This window comes from Micromonospora lupini str. Lupac 08, assembly GCF_000297395.2.
Taxonomy (GTDB): Bacteria; Actinomycetota; Actinomycetes; order Mycobacteriales; family Micromonosporaceae; genus Micromonospora; species Micromonospora lupini.
In genome coordinates, this window is sequence record NZ_HF570108.1 from 1,858,352 (window position 1) to 1,873,909 (window position 15,558).

The 15,558-nt window shown below is 74.7% G+C and carries 10 protein-coding genes and 3 tRNA genes; 6 read left to right on the forward strand and 7 right to left on the reverse strand.

Going from position 1 to position 15,558, the window contains the following annotated elements:
- The first annotated feature begins 81 nt into the window (after window positions 1-81).
- The gene (locus tag MILUP08_RS09715) at window positions 82-375 is read left to right on the forward strand and encodes a hypothetical protein (RefSeq protein ID WP_007457101.1); all 294 of its coding nucleotides are present in this window, start codon (window positions 82-84) and stop codon (window positions 373-375) included.
- Here MILUP08_RS09715 and MILUP08_RS09720 read toward each other — a convergent pair.
- Both MILUP08_RS09720 and MILUP08_RS09725 read right to left on the reverse strand, forming a co-directional pair.
- Window positions 349-1,530 (reverse strand): cytochrome P450, encoded by a 1,182-nt coding sequence (locus MILUP08_RS09720; RefSeq protein WP_007457102.1) that lies wholly within the window; start codon window positions 1,528-1,530, stop codon window positions 349-351. The genes MILUP08_RS09715 and MILUP08_RS09720 overlap by 27 nt on opposite strands.
- Window positions 1,531-1,539: 9 nt before the next feature.
- Window positions 1,540-2,208, reverse strand: a complete 669-nt coding sequence (locus MILUP08_RS09725; protein ID WP_007457104.1) for a class I SAM-dependent methyltransferase — start codon at window positions 2,206-2,208, stop codon at window positions 1,540-1,542.
- A 190-nt stretch (window positions 2,209-2,398) separates the two neighbouring features.
- Between MILUP08_RS09725 and MILUP08_RS09730 the strand changes: the two genes are divergently transcribed.
- On the forward strand, window positions 2,399-3,259 hold the full coding sequence (locus MILUP08_RS09730) for a hypothetical protein (RefSeq protein ID WP_007457106.1): 861 nt from the start codon (window positions 2,399-2,401) through the stop codon (window positions 3,257-3,259).
- 45 nt (window positions 3,260-3,304) lie between these two features.
- On the opposite strand, the gene MILUP08_RS09735 is transcribed toward MILUP08_RS09730, so the two are convergent.
- Window positions 3,305-6,235 carry a M36 family metallopeptidase gene (locus MILUP08_RS09735; protein ID WP_007457108.1) on the reverse strand — a complete coding sequence of 977 codons (2,931 nt, stop codon included), beginning with the start codon at window positions 6,233-6,235 and terminating at the stop codon, window positions 3,305-3,307.
- A 220-nt stretch (window positions 6,236-6,455) separates the two neighbouring features.
- Here MILUP08_RS09735 and MILUP08_RS09740 point away from each other — a divergent pair, with 220 nt between their 5' ends.
- Window positions 6,456-7,589, forward strand: a complete 1,134-nt coding sequence (locus MILUP08_RS09740) for an alkane 1-monooxygenase (protein ID WP_007457111.1) — start codon at window positions 6,456-6,458, stop codon at window positions 7,587-7,589.
- A gap of 4 nt (window positions 7,590-7,593) precedes the next feature.
- Here MILUP08_RS09740 and MILUP08_RS09745 read toward each other — a convergent pair whose 3' ends face one another.
- Both MILUP08_RS09745 and MILUP08_RS09750 read right to left on the reverse strand, forming a co-directional pair.
- Entirely contained in the window at window positions 7,594-8,175 is a 582-nt protein-coding gene (locus MILUP08_RS09745) for a TIGR03086 family metal-binding protein (protein ID WP_007457112.1), read from the reverse strand.
- Window positions 8,176-8,274: 99 nt separating this feature from the next.
- The gene (locus MILUP08_RS09750; RefSeq protein ID WP_007457114.1) at window positions 8,275-8,877 is read right to left on the reverse strand and encodes a TetR/AcrR family transcriptional regulator; all 603 of its coding nucleotides are present in this window, start codon (window positions 8,875-8,877) and stop codon (window positions 8,275-8,277) included.
- Window positions 8,878-9,283: 406 nt separating this feature from the next.
- Between MILUP08_RS09750 and MILUP08_RS09755 the strand changes: the two genes are divergently transcribed.
- The 3 genes from MILUP08_RS09755 (at window position 9,284) to MILUP08_RS09765 (ending at window position 9,549) form a co-directional block, all read left to right on the forward strand.
- Window positions 9,284-9,356, forward strand: a tRNA-Gly gene (locus MILUP08_RS09755).
- A gap of 34 nt (window positions 9,357-9,390) precedes the next feature.
- Window positions 9,391-9,461: transfer RNA gene (locus MILUP08_RS09760), tRNA-Cys, on the forward strand.
- Between the two features lie 13 nt (window positions 9,462-9,474).
- Window positions 9,475-9,549 (forward strand) — tRNA-Val (locus MILUP08_RS09765).
- Between the two features lie 84 nt (window positions 9,550-9,633).
- Here MILUP08_RS09765 and MILUP08_RS09770 read toward each other — a convergent pair.
- Window positions 9,634-12,393 carry an FtsX-like permease family protein gene (locus tag MILUP08_RS09770; protein ID WP_007457117.1) on the reverse strand — a complete coding sequence of 920 codons (2,760 nt, stop codon included), beginning with the start codon at window positions 12,391-12,393 and terminating at the stop codon, window positions 9,634-9,636.
- Window positions 12,390-15,554 carry a hypothetical protein gene (locus MILUP08_RS09775; protein ID WP_007457119.1) on the reverse strand — a complete coding sequence of 1,055 codons (3,165 nt, stop codon included), beginning with the start codon at window positions 15,552-15,554 and terminating at the stop codon, window positions 12,390-12,392. Before MILUP08_RS09775 ends, MILUP08_RS09770 begins: the two co-directional genes overlap by 4 nt.
- Window positions 15,555-15,558: the final 4 nt, after the last annotated feature.

A 15,558-nucleotide genomic window follows, 5' to 3' on the forward strand; every position in this document is an offset into this window, starting at 1 on the left:
GTGCTGCGTGCCCGCTCCCGTGCTTCCTTGCCCGGGCTGTCTAGCCTCGGATCGAGTCGATTCGATCAGCGGGGGCAGCCGATGACACGGTGGATCTTGCAGGTACTCGCCACCGTTGGCTTCGGCCTGCTGCTGGGGTTCATCGGGCTGACGATGGTCTTCGACCTGTTCGGGTTCGTCGACGCACACACACGCCGGTTGTCGAGGACTTCGTTGAACCGCCTGTTGGGCTTTCCGGATCGGGATCCGGCCGAGGTGCGGAGGGGCGTCGGCTACCGCTTCGCGCGGTTCTTCGTCAGCGGCATCACGCTCCTCCTCGGTGTCGTGGCGGTGGTCGGGGGCATCGTGCTACTGGTCGGCGGGCCGCTCGACTGACCGCACCACGAAGGCGTCCGGCATCCGGAAGGTGAGGTTGTCCGGGCACCAGGGCGGCCGGACCACTGTCACCCCGTCGAGCAGCGGCGTCGCCTCGGCCACCACCACGGCCGCCTCCATCCGGGCCAGGACGTCCCCGACACAGCGGTGCGCGCCCGCGCCGAACGCCAGGTGCCGGCGCGAACCGCGCTGCCCCGGGCGGAACTCGTCGGGGGACTCGACGATCGCCGGATCCCGGCCGGCGCGGGCCAGCCACAGCACGATGCTGGTGCCGGCCGGCACGGCGGTTCCACCAAGCGTGCCGTCGACCGCCGCGACGCGCCGCCACGTGACGATGGGCGGCTCGAGGCGCAGGCCCTCCTCGACGACGTCGGCGACCGCGACGTCACCGGTGCGCAGGCCGGCGCGTACCGCCGGTTCGCCGGCCAGCCGGTGCAGCAGCAGGGTGAGGAACTGCGAGGTGGTCTCCTGGCCGGCGACCAGCAGGAAGAAGAGCGCGCCGACCACCACGTCCGGCGGGTGGCCGCCCGCGCGCAGTTCGGCGGCCAGGCCGCCGCCGGTGGCCGCGAACTCGCGCAGGACGCCGTGGAAACGGCCCACCTCGGTGGCGAGCGCCACCTGCCGGTCGCCGTCCAGGGGCGCCCAGAACAGCTCCAGCGCCGCCCGGGCGAACTCCTTCACCGCGCCGACCGGCGCGTCCGGCAACTCGACCAGTCGGGCCAGCACCAGCAGGGGCAGGTCGGCGGCGAGGTCCGCGTACAGGTCGACCGGCTCACCGGCGTCGAGCGCGGCGCGCAGCCGGGCCACCCGCTCCCGGACGAGGGCGGTCAGCCAGGGGCGCTGCGCCGCGACCCGGGCGGGGTGCAGCGCGTCGGCGACGATCGCCCGGATCTCCGGATGGCTGGCGGCGGAGTTGTTGGCGAGGGTCGGCGGCAGCCGGAACCGGTGCCCGGCGAGCACCCGCAGCGCGGTCACCGGCATCGGGGTCACCGCGTCCAGGGCGTTGTCCGGCCGGTAGCGGACCGGGTCGGCGAGGACCTGGCGGACCAGCGCGTGCCGGGTGACGACGAGGTGACGTACGCCGACGTGGTCGGTCACCTCGGCGACGTCCGGCCAGGGTGCCTCGACCTCGGACGCCCAGCCGGAGAACAGCACGTCGACACGCTAGCCGGCAGCTCCCGGCAGGCCGGCGCGCAACTGCCAGACGGTGGTGCGCTTCACCCGGACGCTCTCCAGGGCCTCCGGCACCGGCACGTCGTACGCGGCCAGCTCGTCGAAGCGGTCCCGGGGCAGGAACGCCCGGCCGGGGTCACCGACAAGCGCCGGCGCCCCGGCCCGCGTGGCGCGCAGCAGGAACCGCAGCACCCGGCGGGCCATCGCCTCGCTGTAGAACACGTCCCCGGCGAGCACCACCTCGGCGTCGCCCGCGTCGCCGTCGAGGATGTCGCCGAACTCGGCGTCGACGCGTACACCGTTGGCCTCGGCGTTGAGCGCGACCGCCGCGACCGCCAGCTCGTCCACCTCGACGGCCCGCACGGACGCCGCGCCGGCCCGGGCGGCGGCGATGGCCACCAGGCCGGAGCCGGAGGCGAGGTCGAGCACCCGGCGGCCGGCGACCAGCTCCGGGTGATCGGTGACGTACCGGGCGAGCGCCTGCCCGCCGGCCCAGGCGAAGGCCCAGAACGGCGGCGGCCGGTCGCTGGAGAATTCACCCTCGGTCAGCTCCCAGAGCCCGATCGGTTCGTCCGCCTGGTGCAGGCGCACCTCGGGAACGAAGGCGACCGGGGCCAGCCGGGCGTGCAGGCGGACGAACGTGCTGGAGAGCTCGGACACCCGGCAATTCTCGCGCACCGGTCGGCCCCGACGACGCAGGGAGGTGGTCCGGGACGCGCGGGTACGGGTGAAGGGTTCACCACTCTCGGTGAAATCACCAGCCGCGCTTGGCGGCCGATGCGAAGACACCCCTCTGTCCGGCCCGCCCGTTTCCTCCTAGCGTTTCCCACAAGCGACGAGAAGGAACGGGGTGGTGGTGATCGTGTGGCGGTACGTGCTGCGGCTCGCAGCGTTGGTTGCCGGTGTTGCCGGGGTGGTGCTGACACTGGCCGCACCGGCGCAGGCGGCCTTCGCCACCGAGATGAGCGGCCTGCCGGCCCGGTTCACCGCGGGGGACCAGGTGCGCACGATCTCGGCGGTGGTCTCGCAGACGGACCGGCGCGGCGGATGCGCGAAGGTGCGCTGGTCGATGGTGCTCCGTGTGCAGGGCATCCGGCTCGACCAGGTGAAGATGGACCGGGTGGAGGAGACCGGCGACTTCCCGCTGGAGATCCGCACCGAGGGGGACGTGGCCCGGTTGACCGACAGGCAACTCGACCCGGGCACGCTCTGCCCGGGCCGCACGGTCACCGCCCGCTACCGGGTGGCCTTCGACGAGGACGTCACCCAGGGGCGGGTCACCCTCGCCGCCGAGGCGTACGACGCGAACCTGCGCCTGTTGGCCCGCCAGACCGCCACCCGGTCGGTGGTGGGGGCGGCCGTCCGGCCGACGGGTACGCCGACACCGAGCGCGACGCCTGCCGAGCCCAGCGACCCGCCGAGCGAAGCGGTCGAGGAGAGCGCCCCGGCCGGGGAGCCGGTCGCCGACGGGCCCGTCGACGTCGCGCCACCCGCGGCCGGCGCCGGCCGTCCGGTCTCGCAGAGCGGTGGGTTCGGCGTGGTGCAGGCCGCGTTCCTGCTCGGTGGGCTGCTGCTCTCGCTCGGGGTGGGGCTGCTGCTGCGGCTGCGGCACCTCACCCGGACCGCGACCGCCGTGGAGGACGACCCGCCTGTGGACCGGCTCTGGGAGCGACAGGCGACGGCCGACCCCTGGCGGCCGGCCCGCCGCTGAACGGGAGGTGTCGGGGCCGACGGAGATCCGCCGGCCCCGACCGTGTCACTTCGTGAACGCCTGGAACTCGGCGATCCGGACCTGGGCACGGGCCGGGCTGGCGGTCGCGCAGTCCGTCGTCGTGGCCGGGTCGGCGTCCTGCTCACCGGCGTACTGCGGGCCGCCGGTGCACTGACTCGCCAGCACCTCCAGGCGCAGGTGGGTGGCGAGGGTGGTGGGCACCGCGAACGTCCGCAGGTTGATGTCGCGGCTGTACGCCCGGTACGCCCCGCCGGGGAACGCGTCGCCCGCGCTGGTGTAGATCCGCTGCCAGTGCGCCGGATCCGCGCAGTCGGTGGTCGTCGCGTCGCACGCGGACACCGCGAACGAGCGCAGCGCGCTCAGCGCGTTCTGACTGCCGGTGTCGGCGTCCCCGGTGATCGCGGGCCGCAGCATCGCGCTGACGTTCACGCGCTTGACCGACTGCGGGCCGTCGCCCGGCAGGTCCACCGTGAGCTGCCGGCCGGCCACCCCGTCCAGGGAGGCCCAGTTCGTCGCCTCGGTGTCGTCGGCGACCCGGTCCAGGTTGACCCCGTCGCCGGTGATCGTGGCCCCGGAGGCCGTGGACGCGAGGTTGCGACTCATCCGCAGGTCCACGTATCCGGTCCGGCCGGCGTCGGCGACCACGCTGAGCCGCTGGTGCCCGAAGCCGGGCGCGACGGCCAGCAGGTCGTACGTGCCGGCCACCAGCTCCAGCGTGTCCGGGATCGGCGTCGCCGGGTCGGTGTCCGCGACGGGGGTGGCCCGCGCCTCGTACGCCCCGACGTACACCCGGATCGGCGCGTCGACGCTGTCCCCGCGGGGACGCAGGGTGAGCGTCGCGTTGCCGCCGCGCGGCGAGGCGAAGCTCGGCGTCGGGTCGGTGTCCCCGGCGCCGTTGGTGACGGCGTCGCGGCCCATCCCGGAGCGCGCGAACTCGGCCCAGATCAGGTCCTGGTTCGCGCCCCCGAAGCGCAGCAGGTCGGCGGTGAGCATGTTGTCGCGCATGTCGAGCATGCTGACCTGGCTGGCGGCCTGGAGCAGGAACGAGTCGAAGACCAGTTGCGACCAGCGCCGGTTGCCCGGGCACTTGTCGGCGGCGACCTTGCCCTGTGCGCACTCCACCTGCCGTTGGGTGGTGCCGAGGCCGTACCGCTTGACCAGCGCCGAGCGGACCCGGTAGTTGGTGGCGCCCCAGATCTCCCCGTCGGCGTGCACGGCCGGGCCGCCGGTGTTGTAACCGATGTCGGAGTAGTTCAGCGGGCTGCGGCTCAGGTCGTAGTTGCGGATGCCGCTGACCAGGTTGCCGGTGACGTAGCCGCCGGTGACGAAGGGCGTCTCGCCGGGCGCGCGCAGCCCGTTCTGGTACAGGTACTCGGCGGCGAGCAGGTCGCCCCACGACTCACCCATCGCCCCGCCCTGGTGGCCGCTGATCCCGCTGTCCGGCCCGGCGATCATCCGGTTGGTGATGGCGTGTGTGTACTCGTGGCCGATCACCGTCATGTCGTAGTCGCCGTCCACGCACGGCGGGTACGGGCCGCCGGCCTGGGGCTGCCACAGGTACATGTTGGTGGTCGGCGGCACGCCGTCGCGCCCGGTGCCCTGGTTGGCGTTGTTGCGGTTGCCGGTCAGCGCGCCCTGCTGGGCGCGGCCCTGCTCGGCGTCGCCGCCCAGCCCGGACGGGGTCAGGTTGACCGCCTGGAGGTTCCACGCCGACTCGGTGAAGCCCAGCTGGTACGCCCAGTCGTGCATGCGGTTGTGCATGACGAAGAGGTTGGCGATCGCCGCGTCCGCGTCGTTGCGCTGCGCTGACGTGAACACCTCGGGGTTGCACTTCGCCTGGTGCCACTGGTCGGTGAACGGGTACTCGTAGCGGCGCTCCGGGCTGGGGGTGGCCGGGACGACCGGGGTGTTGTTGCCCCAGGAGAGCACGGTGTTGGCCGAGTTGCCGCGCGAGGTGAAGGTCGGTGTGCCGGTGGCCGCGTCGACGTCCCACGGCTGGCCGGTGGCCGGGTCCCGGTAGGCGGCCTGGCAGCCGGGGGCCGGGTCGCCGCACCAGCGCACCCGGGGGTCCTGCCCGGCGGCGAGGTCGCGGGGCGGGGCGGCGGGGAAGACCGCCCAGCTCGGGTTGTCCGAGTCGAAGTCGACGAGGTCCTCGCGGACCAGGACCTTTCCGGTGCTGCCGTCCACGTAGCTGGTGAACGCGGCCGGGTGGTCGGCGTCCTTGCCGATCAGGGTCACCTCGTAGGCGGCCCGGGGTCCGTCCAGCGGGGTGGGCACGGCCACGGCGCGCACGGTGTGGCTGGCCACCGCCGCCGCGGTCAGACCGGCGTCGGCGAGGGCGTCGGTGTACGCCTGCTCGGCGGTGCGGGTGGCCGGCGCGGGCGCGCTGGTGTCGCGGGCCAGCGAGGAGTTGACGGCGAGCACCGAGCCGCCGGAGACCGCGAGTGTGACCAGGCCGTCGGGCCCGGCCGGCAGGTTGCCGAAGCGCTGCCGCAGGGTCACCACGGCACCGCTGCCGATCGGTCGGACCAGCACCCGTTCCAGGCCGGCGACCGTCGCGGCGTCCATGCCGTACAGGTCCCGGTTGGCGGCCAGGTAGGCGCGGGCGGCGGCCTCCGGGTCGCCTGGCAGTCCGGTGGCGAGCGGGGTACGACCGGGACCGAGTGCCTGCGGGGTGCCGAACCGGTTCCACCGCACGTCGGGATCGGCGGCGCGGGCCAGGCCGCGCTGGCGGGCGTCGGGTGCCGCCGTACCGGAGCGGTTGTCGAGGTCGGCGGGCTCGTGGTTGCCCTCGGCGAACGGCCCGGACGAGCGTGGGGTGGACGGCGCCCCGGCGGGGGCCGCGGTGCTCGCGCCGGTGGGTAGCAGCGCGGCGATGGTCGCGGTCGTCGCCAGGACGGCGATGAGCCGGCGTCGACGCCGGCTCATCGGGGGTGACCACTCCGGTTGTGGCACGGGACCTCCTCGTGGGAGCGGGATGGCCGGCGGCTGCCGGCCGACGCAGCGCGGTGACGCATGCGCATCTGTGGATATCAGTCGGCCGGGGTGGCGGCAAGGCCCGAGATCACTGAGGCGCCACTCAATCGAGAGAAATCAACTTTACAAAAGCTGGCGTCTTGTAAAAGAGCGTGACGGGTGCCACAGTCGGTGCGGGACGCGAGACCGGAGGTTGGCCATGACAGTCGATGCCGATCCGACAGTCGAGCCCGCCGTCTGGCGGGACCGCCGCAAGCCGCTCTGGCCGCTGGCGCTGCTGGTGCCGGCGCTGCCCTTCGTCGGCTTCGCTCTCTGGCGGGCCGGCGGCGGCGCCTGGGCGTGGTGGCTCACCCCGGCCGTCGTCTTCGGCCTGATCCCGGTGGTCGACCTGCTGCTCGGCGACGACCGGCAGAATCCTCCCGAGGAGGCGGTGCCCCGGCTCGCCGCCGACGGCTACTACCGCTGGCTCACCTACCTCTACCTGCCGGCGCAGTACGCGGCAGTGGTGCTGTGCTGCGCGGTCTGGGCCCGCGACAGCCTCTCCGTCGCCGGTGCCGCAGGCCTCGTGGCGACCGTCGGGGTGGTCGACGGCATCGCCATCAACACGGCCCACGAGCTGGGCCACAAGCGCGAACGGATGGAGCGGTGGCTCTCCAAGGTGGCCCTCGCGCCGGCGGCCTACGGGCATTTCTACGTCGAGCACAACCGCGGCCACCACGTCCGCGTCGCCACGCCGGAGGATCCGGCCAGCTCACGGCTGGGGGAGAGCTTCTGGGCGTTCTGGCCGCGTACCGTCCTCGGCGGCCTGCGCTCGGCGTGGCGGTTGGAGACCAGCCGGTTCCGCATCCGCGGCCGGTCCCCGTGGACGCACCGCAACGACGTGCTCAACGCCCTCGCCATCACCCTGGCGCTGTACGCGGCGCTGACAGTGCTCTTCGGCCCGGTGGTGCTGCCGTTCCTGGCCCTGCAGGCGGTGGTCGGATTCTCCCTGCTGGAGGCGGTCAACTACCTGGAGCACTACGGGCTGGCCCGGCAGCGCACCGCCGCCGGGCGCTACGAGAAGGTCGACCCCCGGCACAGCTGGAACAGCGACCGCACGGTCACCAACGTCTTCCTCTTCCAGCTCCAGCGGCACAGCGACCATCACGCGAACCCGTTGCGCCGTTACCAGACGCTGCGCAGCTTCGACACCTCACCGCAACTGCCCGCCGGGTACGCGACGATGGTGGTCGTGGCGCTGGTCCCGCCGCTGTGGCGACGGGTGATGGACCACCGGGTGCTCGCGCACTACGGCGGCGACGCGGGACTGGCCAACACGCGGCCCCGACGGTGACCGCTCAGTCGCCCGGCGCCCAGTCGGGGTCGCGGCCGAAGGCGGCCAGCAGGCGGTCCTGCTCGTCGGCGTCGGCGGACACCTGTGCGCCGTCGCCGACCAGCTTGTCGCGCCGGTAGTCGTCGACCCGGCCGGCGAACCAGCGGGCGCACACGCGCACCGCGTCCGGGTCGAGCCGCGGCTCGGCGCCGATCGCCACCGCCAGATCCCAGCCGTGCACCAGGTGTTCGGCGAGGAGCTGCTGGACGTACTCGGCGGCCGGGGTCGGGCCGGACGACAGGTGCACGGTGCGGTCGATCGTGCCGGGATGGGTGACGGCGATCTCGGCCTGCGCGGTCGCCTCCCGCGCCGTCCTGGCCGCGTCCGCGCCGAGCACGTCACCGTCGAAGCGGTCGCCGACCTCGTCGAGGGTGCGGCCGGCGAGCAGCGGAACGCTCCACCGGTCCTCGCCGACCACGTGGTTGACAAGCGTGCGGACGTCCCAGTCCGGGCACGGTGTCTCCTCGACCCACTGGCCGGGCCCGATCTGGTCCACCCGGTCGACGAACTCGGCCAGGCTCCGGCGGTACGCCTCCAGCAGATCCATGCCGTCGATTGTTCTCCTCGGGGCGGTGGCCCGAGCCGTTTTGCCCGGCCCGGAGCCGTTCTGTCCGGCCCGCCGTCGCTGTCGCCCCGCCGGCCCCGCTCAGTCCAGGTCGGTCGGGGCCAGGCCCAGCTCCCGGGAGGTGACCAGGCGCACCCACTCCCCGAACTGCCGGCGGGAGATCACCCGGTCGTGCACGGCGAGCTGCACGGCGAGGCCGTCCATCACGGCGCTGATCCGCCAGGCGGCCCCCTCCGGGTCGGCGCACTGGAAGGTGCCGTCGGTGACCCCGGCGGAGATGACCGCGGCGAGATCCTGCCGCCAGCGCAGGTCGAGCCGCCGCGAGACCTTCTCCAACTCGGGGGTGCGCAGCGACTCGGACCAGCCGTCGATCCACATCGACCAGGACGTCGCCCGGCCGGCCGGGGTGTAGAGCTTGAGGATCCGGCGGAGCTTCGTCAACGGCGGAGCGGAGGAGCGGGTGACCACGTCCAGGCGGGCCAGATCCTGCTCGACGGCGTACGCGAACGCCTGCGCGAGCAACCGCTCCTTGGTGGCGAAGTGGTAGAACACCAGTGCCTGACTCACGCCGGCGGCCTGTGCCACGTCCGCGGTCCGGGTGTTGGCCAGACCGCGCTCCACGATCACGTCACAGGCGGTGCGCAGCAGGGCATCCAGGCGGATCTCGGCCGCACGTCTCGTCACGACCGTTACCGTAGCCCATCCACCCGAACACGAACAGTTACCGCTACCGTCCGATTCGTGGGGTAAGAGTCGGAAGCCGGACAGTTTCCGGGGGTGCCGCAGCCCGGTCTACTGGCGGTGTTCGTCGAGGTCCGACGCTCGCCCCAGGATGCATCGCCGCCGGTCGGTGGGCCTGCGCCCCATCGCGGCGCCTGTCATCGCGTGATGCCGGAGTGTGACGGTGGGAAGTCAATTGAGAACCAGTCCAGCTCCCTAGGAAGCCTGCGGCAGGTGGCCTCGGCCCTGCCCGGGACCGGCCCGCGGCCCCGGCCGGGCGGGAGGAACGCGCCGACCCGGACCCCGAGTTGGCAGTCGTTCACCGGCTCGGCTAAAGTTCTCATCCGTCACCCGGGAACGCCGGGGGCGTGCGGACGTAGCGCAGCTGGTAGCGCATCACCTTGCCAAGGTGAGGGTCGCGGGTTCGAATCCCGTCGTCCGCTCGGAGCTGCCGCCACGCATGACGGGGGCAACCTCGGTGGGGTGGCCGAGAGGCGAGGCAACGGCCTGCAAAGCCGTGTACGCGGGTTCAAATCCCGTCCCCACCTCGGTTCTATGCACGGGCGATTGGCGCAGTGGGAGCGCGCTTCCTTGACACGGAAGAGGTCACTGGTTCAAACCCAGTATCGCCCACCAGCTGGACAGTAGGTTGAAAGGCCCGTTACCGGAGATCCGGTAACGGGCCTTCGTCTATTCGGTCGTAGTCCACCGGCCGGCCGTCTACTCGCCGGCGCGGAGCACCTCGCTCAGCCGGTCGCGTCGCCGCAGCGCCGACTCGACAGGTACGACCGTGGCGGCCGCTGCCAGCAGCGCCACGCTCACCAGGCCGAGCAGCCACCACGGCAGGACCACGCCCGGGTCGGCGGCCTGACCGGTGAGCAGCCGCAGGTCGAGCGGGCCGAGCATCAGGCGTGCGAGCAGGACACCGAGGAGCGGGCCGCACACCGCGGCGACCACGACCGGCGGCAGCAGCTCTCCGGCGGCGACCCAGCGGGCGTCACGTGGGCGGAGGCCGAGGGTCCGCAACCGGGTCAGGGTCTGCCACCGCTCCGACGCGCCCGCGGCGGCGGCGAGCGTGAGGCCGAGCAGCCCCAGCGCCAGCAGCACCGCAGCGGCCGTCCACGCCAGCCGCAGCAGCCCCGTGGTCAGCGGCGTCGCGCGCTGCGCCCGCAGGACGTCCGCGCGCAGCACGACGTCGGCGGCGACGCCGCTGTTCGACACGGCCCGCGCCGCGCCGGGGCCGGTCACCCAGACGGTGTTCGGAACGGCGGGCAGCCCGGCGTCGGCGAGAGCCGCGGCGTCCACGATGACGACGTCGTCGGCGCCGCCGACGGACGGAGCGGTACCGACCGCGGTGAGTCGGATCGCCGGGGCGTCGTCCCGGGTCAGCTGCAACCGCGTGCCGGTCCCCAGAACGCCGTCGCTCGATCGGACCAGCGCGGGGACGTCCCCGGGGCCAGGACCGGGTGCGGTGAGCCGGGCCAGCGCCGGCGCATTCGGCAGCGGGGTGGTGGCCAGCAAACGCTGGAACGCGTCGGCGTCCACGACGACCAGCCGTGGGGTGAGTGGAGTCGATTCGGTGAAGACACGCGCCGAGTCGGTCACCTGCGCGACGACGACCTGCCGTACCCCGGGCGCGGCAGCGATGCGGTCGGCGAGTGCGGGCGTGGCGGCCTCGGCGTCGGCGCCGACGTCGAGACGGGCGTCGGCCCCGACGGTGCTCCACGCGCCGTCGGCGAGCCCTCGGGTGACGGTGGCGCCGAGGATGAGCGCGAACGACGCGAGCGCCATGGTGCTGACCAGAACCAGCAGCGGCAGCGCGCGCCCGGCCGTCGTGGCCGCCCGGGCGGCACCGAACACGGCCAGCGGGCGGCGCGAGCGCAGGGCCTGTCGGAGCGCGAACCGCGCGCCGAGGGGCAGCAGCCGGAGCAGGACGAGCGCACCGACGAGCGCGCCCAGAGCGAGGGCGCTGATCGGTAGGACGAGGTCGCCGCTCAGCTCACCCGTGTCGCCGTCGGAGGCGACGGGCAGCAGCCCGCGCTGGTGCAGTGCGCCGAAGGCGGCGACCGCGGGGATCAGGACAGCGGCCTCCACGGCGGCGCGGCGCAGCCGGCCGGTGGCCCGGATCCAGCGCCGAGCGGCCGGGTTGGCGGGTTGACGCCTGTCGCGACTGGCGCGGGCGGCGGCGAGGGTGCCGAACGCCGGCCCGGCGACGGCGCCGGCCAGGACCACGGGAACGGCCCCGATCCAGGAGATGCCCGGAGCTGCCGCGCGAGCGAGCGCGAGCCCGACGGCGGCGGCCGACAGGGACACCACGGCGGACTCGATGAGCAGTTCCGCACCGAGGTCGGGCAGCGCCGCCCCACGCTGCCGGGCGGCGCTCAGCGCCGGCGTACGGCGACGGACCAGCAGTTCGGCGGCGAGCAGCAGGACCAGTACCGTGGCGGTCAGCACTCCGGTGAGCAGGACGGCGGCCTGTGTGAGAACGGCGCTGATCCGTGTGCGGGCGTCGCGCAGCGCCGTGTCGAGCTGCGACTCCCACTTCAGGGACTCGTCGCGGTCGGCTGATGAGCCGGAGGTCGCCTTGAGCTTGACCACCCGGCTGGCGAGCGCCCCGGCGGTGTCCCAGGTGAGCGCGTCGGGTTCCGGGGCGAAGTGGACGGTGCGCCGCAGCTGGTCCTGGTCGACGGCGAGCCGGGCGTCCGGTAGCGACTCGCGCGACAGCAGGCCGCCGAACCGGGTGGTCCCCACGCCGTCGGCGCCGGGCACGGGGCGCAGTAGCGACAGGGCGAGTCGCCAGGCGGGGTCGGCGGTGTCCGCGGGTCGGTAGATCCCGCTGACCCGTACGTCCATGTCGCGACCCCGGCCGTCGCTGAGCGGGATACGATCGCCGGGGGCGAGCTGGAGCGCGGTGGCGTCCGCCTCGGAGAGGCCGACCTGCACCGGCCAGGGCGGTCCGCCGTAGGGCGTCTCGACGTACTCGCCGGTGACAGTGGGGCCGGGCGCGTTGCCGGCGATCCAGGTCACGGCCGGGCCGCCGAGGTCACCGGCCAGGTAGGTGAACTGGAAGGTACGCGGCGCGGTGCCGTCGGTGATGCTGAGGATCGGGCCGTTGACGACGGCGACGGGCGGGAGCAGCGCGGCGTCCAGGTCGGGTCCGAGCGCGTAGGTCGCCCGGGCGCGGAAGTCGTCGACGTTTCCGGCGAGGCGGGGTGCCCGGACCCGCCCGCCGGTCGGGCCGTCGTCGCGTTCCCAGTCGGCGTGCGCGGAGACGTTCGAGTCCTGGCCGGCGCGGCGGACCGTGTCCTGGACGGCGTCGTCGGCGGCGGCGCGGAGCAGCGCCGGCGCGGCTCCGGCGAGCAGGGCGACGGCCGCGATGACGGCGGCGGTGAGCAGCAGCGGTCCGGCGTCGGTACGGCCCCGGCCGCGGATGCTGGGCCAGTGGAGTGCCGGCCACCGGCGGGTCAGCCACCGCTTCACGGCGCCACCCGCAGGTGCGCGGCGTCGGCCCGGCGGGCCTGCACGGCGACCACGACGGCGACCGCCAGCAGGCATCCGACAAGCAGGACGGCGAGCAGTGCGGCCTCGGCTGGCCACGGCCAGTGCGGCTGGGCGGCCGGGACGGGCGCGGCGCCGCTGTCGGAGCGTACGAGCAGGGGAGCGACGACGCGGGTGGCGAGGGCGCCGACGGCCGCGCCCGCCCCGAGCAGGGGCAGCAGAACGCCGGCGTGCTGGCCGAGCAGTACGCCCCGGATGCCGCGCCGGGACATTCCCAGGCCGCGCAGCCGCGCCACCTCGACGGCGCGGACCTGTAGATCGCAGGTGACGTGCAGGACGACGCCGGCGAGCAGCAGCAGCGCCGCGGCAGGGACGATGAGCCGGAGCGCGGCCGGAAGGCCGGCGCGCAGCGGGCCGCCGGTGAGCCGGGCGGACTCCGCCTCGCGGGTCTCGACGGTGCCCAGGTGCAGGGCGGTGGTCCGCTCGGCGGCACCGTCGGCGGGGTGGCCGACCCACCAGGCGTCGACCGGGAACGTCAGGTCGCCGGTGACGATGCGTGCGCGGGACAGCGTGTCCAGATCGGCCAGGACGGCGACGGCGCCGGGGGCGGACGGCACGGTCGGCACGACCTCGGTGACGACGACCGGGACGGGCGTGGCGCCGACAGTGACGCTGAGCTGGCTGCCGCTCTCGGCGCCGACCTCGCTCGCGAAGCGGGCGGAGACGGCGACGGGCACCGGTCCGGGGTCCGGGAAGGCGGAGGCGACGAGGGTCCGGGCGGCGTCCTCGGCGCCGCCGAGATCGACGGTCGCGGTCATCCGCAGCGCGGTTCCTCTCGGCGTGGTGGACAACCTGAGGTTCAGGTCGCTCACCTTGGCCGGGACCGGCGGCGCGGACGTGGCGGTCCAGTCCGATCCGTCCGTGGACGCCTCGGCCGACCCGGCGGGCGGCACGGTGAGCGTGACGGCCACGGCGACGGGTCCGCCGACCGCGTCGGCGGTGACCGGCAGGGCGACCGCGACGAGGCGCAGCCCGTCGGCAGTGGCGCAGGTCGGCAGCCGAACCTCCTGGCCGTCGAGCGGTACGGCGGGACCGGTGCAGGACGTGCGGAGGCCGGTGGCGTCCTGCAGCAGCAGTCGGGGCGTCACGGCGAGCGGGATGTCGCCGGCCGCGGTCCCGCTCACGACGAGCGGGGCGCCGGTCGGTACGGCGACGCCGGTGACCCGGGTACGTGGTGCCAGCGTGGCGCCCACGTCCGCCCATCCCCGGTCGTTGTCCAACCGCCCGCGTAGCAACGCGTCGGCGCGGGTGGTGTCGACGGCGACCAGGCGTGGCGCCTCGCCGGCGGTGCCGAGCCACTGACCGACGCTGGTGCCCCGGTCGAGGGCGGGGCTCACGGCCCCCGCGGTGGCGGCGCTGACGACCGCGCCGTCGCCGGGCATCGGCGCCGTGCCGAGGGTGAGTGCCAGATCGGTGCCGACGGAGAGCGCCGCCTGGTCGCGCTGCGACTGGTGCCACGTGTCGTCGAAGGCGAGGCCGAAGGTTCCGGCCGCGCAGGCCAGCCCGACGAGCAGCCCGGCGGCGACCGCCTGGGGTCGGCGGGCGCTCTCGGAGGCCGCCAACGGAAGCGCGAGCCCGCGGGCGCGGTACGCCAGCCGGTCGGCGCCGCGCAGGGCGGGCAGTACCACCCGGAGCGCCAGGGCGGCGCCCGCGGTGAGCAGCAGCGCCGGCGCGAGCACCCGGACCGCGTCCGCGCGCGGACTGGCGGCGGTGGGCTGCGCGTACAGCTGCCACCACCCGGCGGCGGCGAACACCGCGAGCAGCAGGTCGGCGCCGGAGCGGGCCAGCAGTTCGCGGCGGGTGCGCCGGTCGCCGGGTGCCGGGACGGGCCGGATCGCCAGGACGGTGAGGACAGCGGCGAGCGCCAGCGCGCCGCAGGCGACGGCGAGGACCTGGACACCGGTGACGGCCGGCGGGACGGTCAGGCCGGCGCCGTCCAGCGGCGCCAGGTGGGTCAGGCCGGCGTGCAGGGCCGACGAGGCCGGTGTGGCGAGCGCGGCGGCGACGGCGGCGACGAGCCCGGCCTCGAGTGTCGCGGTGGCGGCGAGTTGGCGACGGTTGGCGCCCAGGGCGGACCGCAGGGCGGTCTCGTCGGCGCGGATGCCCGCGGTCAGCCGGCCGGCGAGGACGAGTGCCGTCGCGGTCAGGACACTGCCGAGGACGGCGATGGCGAGCACGACGGCGGCGGTGACGTGCCGTTGGTCGTCGGCGGATCGCAGGGTCGTCGGCAGGTCGGAGGCGACACGTGCGAGCTGGACGCGGTCGCCGAGGGTGCCGGCCAGCCGGCGGTCCGCACCGTCGACCGCCCCGGCGACGGTCTCCAGGTCGCGGCGGTGGGGGTCGGACAGGTCCGGATGGGCGGTGATCTCCATCCGGTCGACTGTGGAACTGGTGCTGACCAGGTCGGCGAGGTCGACGAGGAACGGGCCGTAGGCGTTGACCGGTTGCAGGAAGCGGCCGTCCCGGTAGCCGACGGCGGAGCCGGCCGCGGCCAGCGGGTCGCGGTCCCAGCCGCGCCCCGGCAGCGGGCGTACGACACCGACGACCGTCACGTCGACGGCCGGGACGGGCGCGTGGGCCAGTTCGGCGCCGAGGCGCACCCGGCGACCGGGGGTGAGGCCGAGCAGGTGGGCGGTGGACTCCAGCAGCACCGCGTCGCCCGGGTGCTGTGGCCAGCGCCCGGTGACCAGCTCGGCTCGGGTCGGCAGGTCGTCCAGCCCGGACAGGTACGCCTGGGGCGCGACTGTGGTGCCGGGGGCGAGCCCGGGCGGCAGCGCCCGCAGCACCGTGGACGCCCGCGCGCTCGTCGTCACCGGGAACGGTGCGAGCGCGGAGGCCACGACGGTGCGGGTGTCGGCGGCGACGGACGCCGCGTCCCGGCCTTCGACGGTTCCGGTGTAGACGGTCACGTCGACGGCGGCGGGGGCGGCGCGGGCCATGGCGACCTCCAGCGCCCGCTCGGCGGTGCGGGTGCTCAGCAGGGTGCAGGTGCCCAGCAGGGTCGCGCCGATGGTGACGATCCCGAGGAGGGCTGCCAGCAACGGCCACTGCGCGCGGGCGCGCCTGCGGACAAGCCTCAGCATCGTC